Origin of the sequence: Vibrio crassostreae, assembly GCF_024347415.1 — a bacterium.
Classification (GTDB): Bacteria; Pseudomonadota; Gammaproteobacteria; order Enterobacterales; family Vibrionaceae; genus Vibrio; species Vibrio crassostreae.
The window spans coordinates 1,639,545-1,653,308 of the sequence record NZ_AP025477.1; the positions used below are offsets into that span (position 1 = coordinate 1,639,545).

At 44.7% G+C, this 13,764-nt stretch carries 14 protein-coding genes; 13 read left to right on the forward strand and 1 reads right to left on the reverse strand.

The genetic code is table 11. From position 1 onward, the window contains the following. The 6 genes from OC193_RS22975 (at position 1) to sodC (ending at position 6,025) form a co-directional block, all read left to right on the forward strand. Positions 1-855, forward strand: coding sequence for a PfkB family carbohydrate kinase (locus OC193_RS22975; protein WP_048660555.1), 855 nt, complete (start codon positions 1-3; stop codon positions 853-855). Then, entirely contained in the window at positions 834-1,490 is a 657-nt protein-coding gene (locus OC193_RS22980) for a nucleoside/nucleotide kinase family protein (RefSeq protein ID WP_048660556.1), read from the forward strand. Before OC193_RS22975 ends, OC193_RS22980 begins: the two co-directional genes overlap by 22 nt. Before the next feature lie 42 nt (positions 1,491-1,532). After that, the gene (locus OC193_RS22985) at positions 1,533-2,978 is read left to right on the forward strand and encodes a sugar porter family MFS transporter (RefSeq protein ID WP_048660558.1); all 1,446 of its coding nucleotides are present in this window, start codon (positions 1,533-1,535) and stop codon (positions 2,976-2,978) included. 397 nt (positions 2,979-3,375) lie between these two features. Next, the gene (locus OC193_RS22990; RefSeq protein WP_048663972.1) at positions 3,376-4,896 is read left to right on the forward strand and encodes a catalase; all 1,521 of its coding nucleotides are present in this window, start codon (positions 3,376-3,378) and stop codon (positions 4,894-4,896) included. A gap of 113 nt (positions 4,897-5,009) precedes the next feature. After that, positions 5,010-5,474: an ankyrin repeat domain-containing protein gene (locus OC193_RS22995; RefSeq protein WP_048663971.1), complete on the forward strand. Its 465-nt coding sequence runs from the start codon at positions 5,010-5,012 to the stop codon at positions 5,472-5,474. A 38-nt stretch (positions 5,475-5,512) separates the two neighbouring features. Further along, complete coding sequence (gene sodC, locus OC193_RS23000; RefSeq protein ID WP_048660561.1) at positions 5,513-6,025, forward strand: superoxide dismutase family protein; 513 nt, start codon at positions 5,513-5,515, stop codon at positions 6,023-6,025. 89 nt (positions 6,026-6,114) lie between these two features. On the opposite strand, the gene OC193_RS23005 is transcribed toward sodC, so the two are convergent. Further along, positions 6,115-7,044, reverse strand: a complete 930-nt coding sequence (locus tag OC193_RS23005) for a LysR family transcriptional regulator (RefSeq protein ID WP_048660562.1) — start codon at positions 7,042-7,044, stop codon at positions 6,115-6,117. A 127-nt stretch (positions 7,045-7,171) separates the two neighbouring features. Between OC193_RS23005 and OC193_RS23010 the strand changes: the two genes are divergently transcribed. From OC193_RS23010 to OC193_RS23040, 7 genes are all read left to right on the forward strand, one after another. Beyond that, positions 7,172-7,609, forward strand: coding sequence for a carboxymuconolactone decarboxylase family protein (locus tag OC193_RS23010; RefSeq protein ID WP_048663970.1), 438 nt, complete (start codon positions 7,172-7,174; stop codon positions 7,607-7,609). Positions 7,610-7,879: 270 nt separating this feature from the next. Then, positions 7,880-8,554 (forward strand): hypothetical protein, encoded by a 675-nt coding sequence (locus OC193_RS23015; protein ID WP_048660564.1) that lies wholly within the window; start codon positions 7,880-7,882, stop codon positions 8,552-8,554. Between the two features lie 86 nt (positions 8,555-8,640). Further along, positions 8,641-9,339 (forward strand): ABC transporter ATP-binding protein, encoded by a 699-nt coding sequence (locus OC193_RS23020; RefSeq protein ID WP_048660565.1) that lies wholly within the window; start codon positions 8,641-8,643, stop codon positions 9,337-9,339. Beyond that, positions 9,327-10,616, forward strand: a complete 1,290-nt coding sequence (locus tag OC193_RS23025) for an ABC transporter permease (protein WP_048663969.1) — start codon at positions 9,327-9,329, stop codon at positions 10,614-10,616. Before OC193_RS23020 ends, OC193_RS23025 begins: the two co-directional genes overlap by 13 nt. After that, a complete protein-coding gene (locus OC193_RS23030; protein WP_048663968.1) occupies positions 10,609-11,391 on the forward strand; it encodes an outer membrane lipoprotein-sorting protein in 783 nt (260 codons plus the stop codon). Before OC193_RS23025 ends, OC193_RS23030 begins: the two co-directional genes overlap by 8 nt. 9 nt (positions 11,392-11,400) lie before the next feature. Further along, complete coding sequence (locus tag OC193_RS23035; RefSeq protein ID WP_048663967.1) at positions 11,401-12,693, forward strand: hypothetical protein; 1,293 nt, start codon at positions 11,401-11,403, stop codon at positions 12,691-12,693. After that, positions 12,693-13,727: a sensor histidine kinase gene (locus tag OC193_RS23040; protein WP_048660569.1), complete on the forward strand. Its 1,035-nt coding sequence runs from the start codon at positions 12,693-12,695 to the stop codon at positions 13,725-13,727. Before OC193_RS23035 ends, OC193_RS23040 begins: the two co-directional genes overlap by 1 nt. The last annotated feature ends 37 nt before the right edge of the window (positions 13,728-13,764 follow it).

Here is a 13,764-nt window from a genome sequence, read left to right on the forward strand (position 1 = left end):
ATGGGAAATTGTGTATTTATAGGCAGAAGCACGATTGATTTGATGAGCTTTGTTGAAGTGATGCCTGATCCTGATCAAAAGGTGAATGCAATTGCTGATTTTATTGGTGGTGGGGGGTCTGCACTCAATGCTGCCATTGCATGCAACGCATTAGGCTCTGATGTACACCTTTGGACATGTTTAGGTAAAGATCACCTCTATAAATCGATAGTGACAGCAGAGCTTAATGAACACGAAATTTCGGTTGTGGATTTAAGTTTAGACGATGAATACCAGCTACCACTATCGAATATTATCTCTGCAAAGCAAACGGCATCTAGGCTCATCGTCAACGCCAGTCAGCCCGATTGCGAAAAGGTGATGAGTTTAGACCCGAAGTGGCTAGATAATGCAAAGCTCGTATTACTTGATCAATATGAGCATCCGTTTGTTAGCGCAAACGTACAAGCTTTGGCTGAGTTTACTGGGGATATTGTGTTAGACGCTGGTACTTGGAAATCGCACAGCGACCAGTTTTTATCTCTCTGTACAATCCCTATTGTTTCAGAGGAATTCACCAATGGTGACAAAGACAAAATGCAGGCACTTTGCGACCAATACGGGATCAAAAAGTGGGCAATGACGCTGGGCGACAAAGGTGTTTTTTATAGTGATGAGTCCGGTAGCGGGTTAATCCCTGCACCTAAAGTGGATGCTATCGATACGCTAGGTGCTGGAGATATTTTCCATGGGGCTTTTTGCCATTACTACTCGGAGAGTCAAGATTTCCAAGGCTCTCTGAAGAAAGCTAGTCACATAGCGGCATTATCATGTACCGAATTAGGAACCAGATCATGGCTAAAACACATTCGTTAACGGTTGATGACATTGCAAGCGTTCCTCAACTGGTCGCCAACACCTACCAAGAGTCTGGGAAACAGATTCTTGTCATCGGTATCTCTGGTGCACCTGCGACGGGTAAATCAACGTTGTCTGAATCCCTACTTTCTGGACTATCAAAGTTAGGCCTCAAAGCCCAACTGTGTCCAATGGACGGCTTTCACTACCCCAATTCGGTACTGAAAGAGAAAGGACTGACGTCAGTCAAAGGTAGCATCGAAACATTTGATGTAACCTCATTAGCACATTTGCTTTCCAAAGCGGTGACGCCAAACACTGACGCATTCTTTTGGCCGAAATACTGTCGTGAGTTACACGATCCCATTGCAGAAGGTTTTTTAATTGAGTCAGACACTCAAATTATTTTACTCGAGGGCAATTACATCTACTCAACCGACGAAGACTGGCGACCAGTCAGCGATTTAATTGACTTGAAGATCTTTCTCACAGCAAGTGAAGAAGTACTCAGAGAGCGATTAATATCAAGACACCTAGCTGGTGGAAAGTCGAAAAAAGAGGCGCTCGATAAAACCGAGCGCGTGGATCTAGTCAATGCGTTAAAAATAAAACAATACGAATCAAACGCAGACTACGTAATCCAGACGCACTAGAACAGCGTCCCATGTACCCTACAATTCTCATGGAGAGATCAAATGATTCTTAGCGAAAACAATAAGAAGATGTTCTTTTTAACATTCATTTGCGCTGCGGCAACGATTGGTGGATTCCTATTTGGGATGGACACCATTGTTATTGGCGGCACGATCACGCAAATCACACAACAGTTCGAATTATCGACCTTACAACAAGGCTGGTATGTATCATCAGCGCTTGTGGGGTGCTTATTTGGTAGCATAATCGCAGGTCCTATTGCTGACTATGCTGGGCGTAAAAAACCTCTGATGCTAGGTGCTTTACTAGCTATCGTATCGGTGCTTGGCTGCATGTACGCAGACTCATTCAACTTACTGATCTGGGCACGTATCATTGGTGGCTTTGGCATCGGTATCGCGACCGTGGTTTGCCCAATGTACATTGCAGAAGTAGCTCCAGCAAGGCATAGAGGAAAACTCAGTAATCTGTTTCAAGTTGCCATTGTGATCGGTTTAACTTGCTCAGTGATCACCAACACATTGATTGTTAACTACAGCCAGGCTGCCGTTGTTACGGGTCATTACCTTGACCATTTCTTTATTACTGAAAACTGGCGTGGCATGTTCTCTGTTGAATTTTTGCCTGCAGTTATTTTCCTTGGTTTGGTAGCATTTTTTCCGGAGTCACCTCGTTGGTTGATATCTAAAGCTAGAGAAAAAGAAGCGGCTAACATTCTGAGAAAGTTCTTAACCAAGGGTGAAGCAGAAGAAGCGATTATTGAATGTCGTCAGGTAATTCGCTCAGAGAAAGCAGGATCATATAAACAATTAGTCAAAAATCCAGTGATGCGTTTCGGCTTGATGACGGGTGTATTACTAGCAATATGGTCAGAGTGGTCTGGCGTAACTGTTGTGATGTACTACGGTCCTGTAATGCTAGAAGAGATAATGGGCAACCAAGGTTCTGCACTGGGAGGTTTTGGTTGGATCTGCTTAGTAAGCGTTATATTTACCTCTTTATCAATGGTATTCATCGATAAAGTGGGTCGCAGAAAAATGCTAATAACCTCAGCACTTGGTTGTTTCACTTGCCTGATTGGTTTGGCAATATTCTTCGACAGACCTGATACTCCACCTATGTTGATAGTTGGATTAATGGCGTTCTTTGTTGCCTTCACAGCACTCGGTTTAGGCCCTCTGAAGTTCACGATTTCAGCTGAGATTTTACCAACTTCAGTCCGTGGCCGCGCGGTCTCAATAACAACGGCAGCAATCTGGATTCAAGGTGTTATCTTGAACTCATTTACACCAGCTTTTAGAGAATCATTTGGAACATCGGCACTGTTCATCATGTTCGCGATTATCCTGCTTGGCCAAGTTTGGTTTGCCATCAAAATCCTTCCTGAGACAGCAAATCGCAGTTTAGAAAGCATCGAGAAAGAGCTAAAGCAACGATTTGATATAAAAGAGGTCGAAGGTAAAGAACTTCAACCAAAGCAAGTATAACGATTTAATTAATACTGTTATGAGTAGAGCCTCCACCATTTAGGGGGCTCTTTATTTTCAAAAAACTCACCACATACATTCTCCACTCCTACCCCAACCCCACCATTCAATCCTCATTATTACCATTCGTCGCATTGATAAAACGGCGTGACAGTTTGTGGCTAACCTTTCAACGTCACCTTTGAAAGGGATTAGAAATCGCGAGTATTTGGGCTGTTATTTTTCTCTATTCGAACCAATTGAATCACTCCATCGTTTTCACCTATTGAATCTATCGTTATTTCCCATTAAACAAATGTAAACATTGAAGTTATATTCTTGGTGGGCAGAAAAGAGCTTTTGAATATCCATTAACCACTCGATTGGTTTGATGGTTAGCACGCATTGGAGAGCAACCATGCAGATGTCAAAAAGCTTTTTATTAATTACAGTTGGCTTAGCCAGCACATCTCTACAGGCTCAAACCCTGACCAGAGACAACGGTGCACCAGTCGGTGACAACCAAAACTCCATAACAGCAGGTGAGAATGGCAGTGTATTGCTGCAAGACGTCCATCTGATCCAAAAATTGCAGCGTTTTGCCAGAGAACGTATTCCTGAGCGTGTTGTTCATGCTCGCGGTACGGGCGCACATGGTGAATTTGTCGCTTCTGGTAATTTTAGTGATTTAACGGTTTCCGACCCTTTTACTAATAAAGGTAAGGTGACTCCTGTTTTCGTTCGTTTTTCGACCGTTATTCACTCAAAAGGATCACCAGAAACACTTCGTGACCCGCGTGGTTTCGCCACCAAATTTTATACTGAACAGGGTAACTGGGATCTGGTAGGGAATAATCTGCCAGTGTTCTTTATTCGTGATTCGATTAAGTTTCCGGATATGGTGCACTCTCTAAAACCGTCTCCAGTAACCAACGTTCAGGATCCAAACCGATTCTTTGACTTCTTTAGCAGTGAGCCGGGTGCGACCAACATGTTGACTTGGGTGTACAGTAATCTAGGTACGCCAGCGAGTTATCGCACAATGGATGGCTTTGGGGTTCATGCCTATAAGTGGATCAATCAGCAAGGCGACGTGAACTATGTGAAGTTCCAATGGAAGAGCCAGCAAGGAGTTAAAAGCCTTCGCCCTGATCAAGTCACTGAGATGCAAGGTAAAGAGTTCAACCATCTTACCAATGACCTTTATGCTGAAATTGGCCGAGGTAATTACCCTAAGTGGGATCTTTACGTGAAGGTACTATCTCCTGAGGCATTAAGTAAACTTGACTATAACGGACTTGATGCAACCAAAGTATGGCTGAATGTACCGGATCAAAAAGTCGGCACTATGACGTTGAACCGTCTACCTGAAAATTTCTTTTTAGACACCGAACAGGCGGCATTTGCGCCTTCGAATCTAATTCCTGGTATCGAGCCGTCTGAAGACCGTTTGCTGCAAGGTCGCTTGTTTGCTTACGCCGATACACAGCTTTATCGCTTGGGCGCTAACCTGTTTCAACTACCCGTTAACCGACCGTTAGCGCCAGTGAGCAACCATAACCAAAATGGCTTGAGCAACAATGCAACGCTGACTAATGGTGATGTGAACTATGAACCAAGCCGAAAACTAGAGTTGGCAGAAGATGTTCAATTCAATGCCGTAGAAACCAAGCTTGTTGGTACGGTGCAACAAAAAGCGATCAGCAATCCTCGAAACTTCTATCAAGCGGGTGTGCAGTACCGCAGCATGAGTGAACAAGATAAAAGTGACTTGATTACAAACTTAGCAGGTGACCTAAATAAGGTTATGGATAAAGAAGTTAAGGAAATCATGGTGAGCTACTTCTATCGTGCAGATAAAGAGTATGGAACGCGTTTGGCTAAAGCAACTGACACAAGTCTCTCACAAGTCAAAAAACGCTCCCAAGCGAACGACTAGGCAGTACTGTAAGGCGTAAAGTTTTGGCCTACGGGAGATTTATCTGCTCTTTTCTGCCCGAAAATCAGGACTCCTGTAGGCCATTCTCTAATTATGTTAGTGAGGGGGAATAAATGAAAATCGTATTTTTGCTTAGTTCCATTGTTTTTGCTTTGAGTTTATCGTTCAGCTTATTGGCTGCAGATAACCAACTGGAAGAGGAGTACCAATCTCTGGTTGGGCTGTTCTTTGATGCCGCACGTATTGGTAACAATGAAGTGATCGATGCATTTGTTTCTCAAGGTTTCCCCGTTGATCAACGCAATAACCAAAGTTATACCGCACTCATGGTAGCCGCTTATCAAGGAAACAGAGAAACCGTGAGGCTTTTACTCGATTCGGGTGCTAATGCATGCCTGCAAGACAAACGTGGAAACACCGCTTTGATGGGGGCATTGATTAAACGCGAAATCAGTATTGCGAAAGACTTGTACCAAGCGGAGTGTTCCCCAGAATTGCGTAATAAAGCAGGACTTAATTTGAAAGAATTTGCCGAAATCTATGGTCAATCCAATGTGCTGAAATCCCTTTCGCACTAAATGAAGTGTGCTAATAACAATAAAAAGGACGTAATAATATGAACAAAACAACATGGCTTGCTGCACTCGCCCTTATCTCTTCTCCTGTTTTTGCTGAAGTAGTGAATGTTGAAATGATCGATCTTGGTTCGGGTCAGTCAACCGGAACTGTAATGATAAGCTCAAGTGAATACGGAGCTGTTTTTACGCCGGAATTGAAAGGTTTACCTGCTGGTACACATGGCTTCCATGTACACGCCAATGGTTCATGCGACAGCCTCACCAAAGATGGCAAAATCATACTCGGTGGGGCTGCAGGCGGACATTATGACCCAGAGAAAACGGGTAAGCATGGTTTCCCTTGGACGGATGATAATCACCTTGGTGATTTACCACCGCTTTACGTCAATGCTCATGGTGTAGCTGACCAGCCAGTAATGGCGCCAAGAGTGACATTGGATGACGTGAAAGGCAGAGCGTTGATGATTCACGCTGGCGGTGACAACCATTCTGACCATCCGGCTAAACTTGGCGGCGGTGGTGCGCGCATTGTATGTGGCGTGATTAAGTAATCTCTTCTTTAAGAGTTACAAAAAGCGCTCCAACCTATTTGGGGCGCTTTTTGTATTTAGGGATGACACTTATCTCTACAGAACTATTATTAATCACTTAGACTTCTGTTTGGATGGACGCTCTTCAAAGGCTTTAGTTTTTCAATTAAAAAATCAATAAACAAACGGATATGAGGTCTTGGGTATTGAGTGTTTTTATATATTGCGAATATTTCACCACTCCCTTGCTCACTGTGCATTGATGTCCAGTGAGGGAGTAAATCCGTTAACTGTCCATTTTCTAAGTACGGCTTTAGCATCCAGTCAGACAACAACAGCACGCCAACTCCGCTTAGCGCAGCATGTAAAAGAGGTGAGCCGCCTTTTGATATCAAATTGCCTGTCACTAACACTTTTTTGTTAACTGAATTTTTCTTAAAGTACCAATAGTTTTTTTGCCGTTCATGGCTTATCAACAAACAGTTGTGATCTTGTAACTCTTCGGGTTTATCGATAGTTCCGTACTTTTCAATATACGACGGGGCTGCGACCAATGACGCGTTATTTGTCAGTAGATGACGAGCTTTGAGTCGACTGTCTTGTGGTGTACCAATACGGATAGCGACATCAATATTTTCACTATTTAAATCGACCACGTTGTTATCCAACTCTAACTCAACTTGTATCTTAGGGTATCGTTCAAGGAACTCTGGAATTAGAGGAGTAAGACACAAATTGCCAAAGCTTTCAAAAACTGAAATACGTACTACCCCTTCTGGAGTACCTTGATTGCCTAGCATTTCTTCTAACAGTCTATTGCTATCTTGTAAGATCTTGGCTGATTTTTGGTAAAAATATTGACCTTCCTCAGTCAGTATTAGCTGTCGTGTACTGCGTTTAAAAAGCGAAGACTTAATCTTACTTTCCAAGTTATCTATATTTCGTGCGACCGAAGATGGAGCCATATTGAGAGCTCGGCCTGCCTGAGAAAAACTTCCAGACTCCACGACTTGGTCGAATATTTTTATCAACTCTAACACACGTTCACCTTTGCGTTTGGTGCATAACTAATTCACATAATATGTGTATTCCGCTTATATTTCGAGTTGTGCACAATAGCCCTGTCGCATTGATAGCGACATCCATCAATCAAATTAGGGTGCCAAAATGTTAAAACGTATCGATCTCGCACAAGTTCAACCTGATGCTTTAAGTGCAATGCTGTCTATCGAGGGCTATTTATCTGATGTTGAATTATCTAGCGAACTAAAAGAAATGATCAAAATCAGGGCGTCAATCATTAATAAATGTGCTTACTGTATTCAAATGCACACAACTGAAGCATTGAAGATCGATATCTCACAGCAGAAACTGTTTGCTCTGTCAGCATGGCAGGAGTCACCACTGTTCAATGAAACGGAGCGAGCAATTTTGAGCCTAACGGACGAAATGACGCTGATTTCAAATTCGGGTGTTTCGGATACGACTTATCAGCAGTGTCTAAGCTTATTAGGAGAAGAGTTACTCGCACAATCTATGATGCAAGTAATCATGATTAATGCTTGGAATCGCTTTGCACTTGCTACAAAAATGACTCACGGATAAAAATCAGAACAGATCCAGATAGCTGTAACTTAAAAAGGTTACAGGCTCTTTTGAGCTTGTAACCTTCTGAACTAATTAGACCTATTTTTCGTAATTTTTGGTACTAGGGCTGAAAAGCGTAATTACTCGTACTTTTGGTTTATCGTTCTCCCCATTCACGCCCTCGCTTAACCATTCACTCCTTGTTATTACCATTCGTCGCATTGATAAAACTGCACGACAAATTCTAGTTAACCTTTCAACGTCAACATTTGAAAGGGATTAGAAATCATGACTACTGCAAACACTACTTACTCACTTACTTCTCTATTTAAACGTTCATTACTGATTGCTCTTGTTTCGTGTGCACCGTCATTAGCTTTGGCGAACCCAAGTTCAGACGTGCTTGATATTTACAACCAAGCGGCGCAAGGCAATGAAGACCTGGTCGACGTGGCTTATGAGCGCCTTAACGATACGCTGCAACAAGACGGTGCTACACCACTAACCTTGGTCTACTTAGGCAGCACAGAAACTTTAATGGGGCGTGATGCGTTCTTGCCTTGGAACAAGATGAAGTATGTCGAAAAGGGTCTATCGACTATTGATAAATCATTGGTGCTGCTGAAAGACGAAGAGCAACCCATTCATGAACAGCCTCGTGTTCAAGGATTACCTGATTCTTATCTGACTCGCGCAATGGCCGCGGTGACTTATACCTCTCTACCAGACATGTTTAATCACTTTGATCGCGGTTATGACCTGTTCCTATCGCTACTCGCGGAAGATGAATTTCAACAACAGCACTTCTCTGCGACCTCGTGGATTTATCGCTACGCCATTACCGCTTCGATTCGTGCTGAAGATCTTAAGCAAGCACAAGCGTGGCTAGAACAAATGGAAACAGCCGATGCTGGCAATATCGAAACTATGACTGCGAAGGCCCTAATAGCGAAAGCCAACTAACAGCTGCGAATGCTAAATAATGGACGCGAAAGCTAAATAGTAGCAGCGAACGCTTAAGAATGGATTGGTAATCAGAGGACAACGGAATGATTGAATTTAAAGGTATCGGCAAATCGTATCTCACTGGCGGTCAAAGTGTAGACGCTCTCAAGGGAGTCGATGGCCAAATCCAACGCGGTGAAATGGTGGCGTTGTGTGGCCCTTCTGGGTCAGGGAAAAGCACGCTGTTGAACATTCTTGGTTTGTTGGATATGGACTATCAAGGCGAGATAAACATTGATGGTAAAGCGTATCCGACTGAGCAAATTGCCGCTGCGCGTTTTCGTCGCGGGTCACTGGGTTTTGTATTTCAGCGCTTCAATCTGGTTCCTGTAATGACTGCGCTTGAAAACGTCGCTTATCCATTGATGTTGAACCAATGTTCGAAACAAGAACAGCAGACCAGAGCGCAAGAGATGTTAGAGCGTGTTGGGCTAGGAGATTACGTTCATCATCGCCCAGACAACCTTTCAGGCGGTCAGCAACAACGTGTCGCGATAGCCAGAGCACTGATCCACAACCCAAGCTTAGTGATTGCCGATGAGCCGACCGCGAGCTTAGACAGTCATACCGCAAACCTTGTGATCGACATTATGAAAGAGCTTGGCCACGAAATGGGCACTACCTTTATTGTCGCAACGCACGACCCAAGAATGGCGCAGCGCTGCGACCGAGTGATTGAACTTATCGACGGTCAACTGGCGCCACAAGCCACAGCAACGGAGGCTATCTCATGGGCAAGTTAACACAAAGAATGAGCACGTTTTTGTTTCCAACCTCTGTGCGTTTGGCATGGCTCAACTTATTGAGAAACGGTCGACGTAGTCTGCTTTCGGTGTTGATCATCGCGATTGCCGTATTTGCACTGACGTCGGCAGGAGGCTATGGGCTTTACACCTACGAATCCTTAAGGGAATCGACCGCGCGCGATACTGGTCATCTCACCTTGAGCACGCCGGGTTATTTTGAACAAGATGAAGACATGCCGCTGAGCAATGGTCTCGATAACGTTCAAGCGCTAACCAAGAGCATTATTGGCGACAGCGACGTTCGTGGTGTGCAGCCACGAGTCTATTTCAGCGGTTTGGTTTCTAACGGCAGTAAGTCGACCATCTTTATGGGAACGGGCGTCAATGAGCGTGAGTTCGACATGAAAGGACCTTTCCTTGATGTGCGCAGCGGTCAGACTCTCTCGGATGTGAAATCACCAAGATACGACAACCAAGAGCCACAAGTTATGCTCGGAACCGACCTTGCTCGTAACCTCAAAGTGGCCGTTGGTGATTGGGTCACATTGCTTGCGACCACCAGTGATGGCGCATTGAATGCCTTTGATTTTAAGGTGCAGGGCATTTACTCGACAGGTGTACCTGAGTTGGACAAACGTCAGTTGTACGTACATATCACCACCGCACAAGAGCTTTTAGCGTCAGATAAAGTCAGCACCTTGTCGGTATTTCTTTTTGAAACCAACAAGACTTCGACAGTTCAACAACGCATCCAATTGGCTTTGGACAAGCAAGTTGGTCAACAAGGCTCAGATATTGAGATCACTCCATGGCAAGATCGTGCGTTTTTCTACACCAAGGTTAAAGACCTTTACGACCGTATCTTCGGCATCATGGGCGCAGTGATGGCATTGGTGGTGTTCGTATCTTTGTTTAATACCATGACCATGTCGGTGACGGAGCGAACTCGTGAGATTGGCACTTTGTCGGCGCTCGGTAGTTACCCTTCTGAAATCGTCGCAGGCTTCTTAAAAGAGGCGGGATTACTGGCGGTAATTGGCAGTGCGATAGGCGCACTAGTGAGCGGTTTAGTGTCGGTGTTATTGCTGGTGGTTGATGTGCAAATGCCACCACCTCCGGGAAGAACCGAAGGTTACCCACTCAATGTTTACTTCTCATTGGAATTGGTTGGTTACGCCACTTTGGGTGTGCTGACGATCTGTTTGCTGGCTGCTTATTTCTCTGCTCGCAAAGGCGTAAATAAGCCAATCACGGAGGCGCTGGTTTATGTATAAATTTACTCGTTCACTCACTATTTTAGGTTCTTCGTTGGCTTTGGCTCTAGCATCGGCACCAAGCTGGGCTATCGATTCACAGCAAGTTACCGAGATGATTGCTAAGGCAGACAGCTACCGCTTGAACAGCGAACAAGCGTCGAAAGTGGTTTCTCTGGTGGCGCTATATCAAGATGATCAACTGGATAAAACCCGTGAATACAACGTCTATACAAGACCAAATCGAGAGTCATTAGTCGTCTTTAAATCAGCCGTCGAGGCTGGGCAAAAGATGCTGATGATTGAAGATAACTATTGGTTGTTGATGCCGAAATCTCGTCGACCTATCCGAATCACACCAATGCAGAAACTCTTGGGTGAAGCTTCGGTCGGAGATATATCGACGCTGACTTGGAGCGAAGATTACCAAGGTGAGTGGGTTGCTGAGCAACAGGTTGAGATGTCAAGTGGTGATCTGCTTGATACCCATCACTTAAAACTCGCGGCGAAAACCAAGGGTGCGAGTTATCAGTCGATTGATCTGTGGTTAACAGCAGACCGAGCGTTTCCAGTTAAAGCGGATCTGTATCTGCGTTCAGGAAAACTGGCGAAACAAGCGTGGTTTACTGAAGGCGTGCGAGATGGATTACCAACAGTAGTGTCGATGACCTTGCTCGATAAGATTCAGCCGAGTAAGAAAACTGTGATTGAGTACCGCGAAGTGATTGAACAAAGCTTGGAAGACAAATACTACAACCCTGCTTATTTATCTCGTAACAGCGTGTCTGGGCTGTAGGTGGATGTCATGAAAGCTTCCGATCTTAAGTCTCACATCAAGTTTTTAATCGCTACTTTACTTGCTTTGTCTTGTGTGAGTAACACGCTTCAAGCGGACGATCTGAGTTTAGCTTGGGACTGGCAATTGAGCGCTGAGTCGGTTGAATCGAGAGAGTCGCCATTCACTCCTTCAGCATCTGATAATCGTCAGTCGCTCAATGGCTTGCTGGATCTAGAGGTTGGATATAACAATTGGCTTGGCCTGTTTGCAGTAAAAGCCAACGATATTTTGAGCAACAATCCTCAAGGGCAAGAGGCGAGCTTTGAATCGGAATTCATCGTGCGCGAGTTGTTTTGGCAAGGTGGTGTTGAGGTGTCTAATGCAGCGTTCGGTGACCACTACCTCGATGTGACGCTCGGCAAGGTTCGCCTAGATTGGGGCGTGGGCTATGGCTACCGACCGCTAGACATCATCAAGCCGTATCGACAAAACCCAGTAGGCATTGTCGCTGAGGAGGGGGCGGGTGTTGCGTCGGCGTCACTGTTCGATATGACGGGCGAATGGACACTGCTTTACAGCGATTCGTCTTGGACTTCTCAAGACGTAAATGAATTCGAAAAGCAGAACCAGCAACAAGGATTTGGCTTACGTCGTTACAACCTAGTGGGTGACCATGAGTATCAGTGGGTCGCTTATTATGATGATGTGCGCCACGGCTTGCTTGGAGCGAGTTTGGTTTCGGTCTTAAACCTTGCATGGGAGTTTCATGGTTCGGTGGTCTATCAACGACAAAGCCTTGGCTACAGTCAGCCGGATTCAATGCTTAAACCGGTTTATCTTGAAGAGCAGGACGAAGCTTATCAAGCGTTAGCAGGACTAACATGGGCCAATGACACGGGCCACAATGTGGTGTTGGAATACTGGTTTGATAGCCGCGCTTGGAGTGATTCTGAGTGGCAAAACGCAATAGAAAGTGCCGAGTCTTTGTCGGTTAATCCGCTAACAGCATCATTAGCAGGTTCTTACGCTCAAGGTTATCAACACGCCAATTTGGTTCAACACAACATCATGTTTCACTGGTCTTTGGACTCAACACATGGCTGGCTTGAAGGTATCACACCGACATTCGACGTGATGTTGTCTCCTCAAGGCGGCGGCTTTATTGCCACTCAGTGGCTTAACTATCAGGCTATAGATAATGGCGATTCATCGTTGGATTTGGAACTTGCTGCACGCTTTCTAGGCGGTAAAAGTGATTCTGCTTACGCCAACTTACCCGATAGTCATATGATTCTTTTAAATATCAAAGGACGATTTTAATGGACACTTCTTCAAACAGTCAGTTTTCATGGATTAAAAGCTTTACGCTGACCACTTTGTTTTGTTTTGTTATCGCCATCACCACACAGACTATTTGGGGCGGCGATCTTGTGGTCAACCTTGCGATTAGTTTTGGTTTTGGTTACAGCGCAGTCGGTTCTTCTTTTATCTTGGTTAAGTTGTTCAAGAGGACATCCAGAACGCTTGAAGTGGGTATCTCAATGGTGATCGCGATGACCTTTGGTACCTTGAACGCGCACTATTGGCTGAACGGATTCTTTGGGGCGAATATTTCTGATCTTAAATCTGTAGTGTTGTTGGGTGTGATTTTCTGTTCGGTTTGCTACTACTACTTCTATACCCGAGAGCAGCAGTTACGTGCCGATAACGAATTGGAAGTGGCCAAACGTAGACAAGCAGATCAAGAAAAGGTCGTAGTACTTAGTCAGCTTAAACAGCTGCAAAGCCAAATTGAGCCGCATTTCTTATTTAACACGCTTGCGACCATCAATGTGTTGATTGAAAGTGATAGCGTGAAAGCGAAGTTGATGCTTGAAAAATTGACTGACTTGTTGCGCGTAACGCTAAAAAACAGCCGCACAGAGCAATCGACCATCGCACAAGAGGTCGACTTGTTAGACGCGTACCTCAACATTCAAAAGATACGTTTAGGTGATCGATTAGTATACTCGATTGAAACCAACGACATCAGCGACCAGCAAGTGATTCCCCCCTTCTTGATTCAACCTTTGGTTGAGAATGCGTTAACACACGGAATTGAACCTAAGGCCTCTGGTGGTGAAGTAAATATCCGAATTGCTCAACAAACCGATCAGATAAAAATTGAAGTATCAGACAGTGGCGCGGGGTTGAAAACGCCCTCTATTGCTGCAGGCCATGGTGTTGGATTAAGTAATATTCGCCAGCGTATTGATACCCTTTACGGAGATAAGGCGAGCCTAACGATTACTGAACAAGCTGAAGGTGGGGTGGTGTCAACGATCTTGCTACCGCTGACTGTCGCAGCTGCCTAGAATTTCAGACCAGAAAGCACAGAACAGTGACGAAATA

Coding starts and splice junctions, on each gene's coding strand:
- OC193_RS23010 (WP_048663970.1), top strand. CDS start 7,172: ATGTTAAAACGTATCGATCTCGCACAAGTTCAACCTGATGCTTTAAGT.
- OC193_RS23035 (WP_048663967.1), top strand. CDS start 11,401: ATGAAAGCTTCCGATCTTAAGTCTCACATCAAGTTTTTAATCGCTACT.
- OC193_RS23015 (WP_048660564.1), top strand. CDS start 7,880: ATGACTACTGCAAACACTACTTACTCACTTACTTCTCTATTTAAACGT.
- OC193_RS22990 (WP_048663972.1), top strand. CDS start 3,376: ATGCAGATGTCAAAAAGCTTTTTATTAATTACAGTTGGCTTAGCCAGC.
- OC193_RS23040 (WP_048660569.1), top strand. CDS start 12,693: ATGGACACTTCTTCAAACAGTCAGTTTTCATGGATTAAAAGCTTTACG.
- sodC (WP_048660561.1), top strand. CDS start 5,513: ATGAACAAAACAACATGGCTTGCTGCACTCGCCCTTATCTCTTCTCCT.
- OC193_RS22975 (WP_048660555.1), top strand. CDS start 1: ATGGGAAATTGTGTATTTATAGGCAGAAGCACGATTGATTTGATGAGC.
- OC193_RS22995 (WP_048663971.1), top strand. CDS start 5,010: ATGAAAATCGTATTTTTGCTTAGTTCCATTGTTTTTGCTTTGAGTTTA.
- OC193_RS22980 (WP_048660556.1), top strand. CDS start 834: ATGGCTAAAACACATTCGTTAACGGTTGATGACATTGCAAGCGTTCCT.
- OC193_RS23030 (WP_048663968.1), top strand. CDS start 10,609: ATGTATAAATTTACTCGTTCACTCACTATTTTAGGTTCTTCGTTGGCT.
- OC193_RS22985 (WP_048660558.1), top strand. CDS start 1,533: ATGATTCTTAGCGAAAACAATAAGAAGATGTTCTTTTTAACATTCATT.
- OC193_RS23020 (WP_048660565.1), top strand. CDS start 8,641: ATGATTGAATTTAAAGGTATCGGCAAATCGTATCTCACTGGCGGTCAA.
- OC193_RS23025 (WP_048663969.1), top strand. CDS start 9,327: ATGGGCAAGTTAACACAAAGAATGAGCACGTTTTTGTTTCCAACCTCT.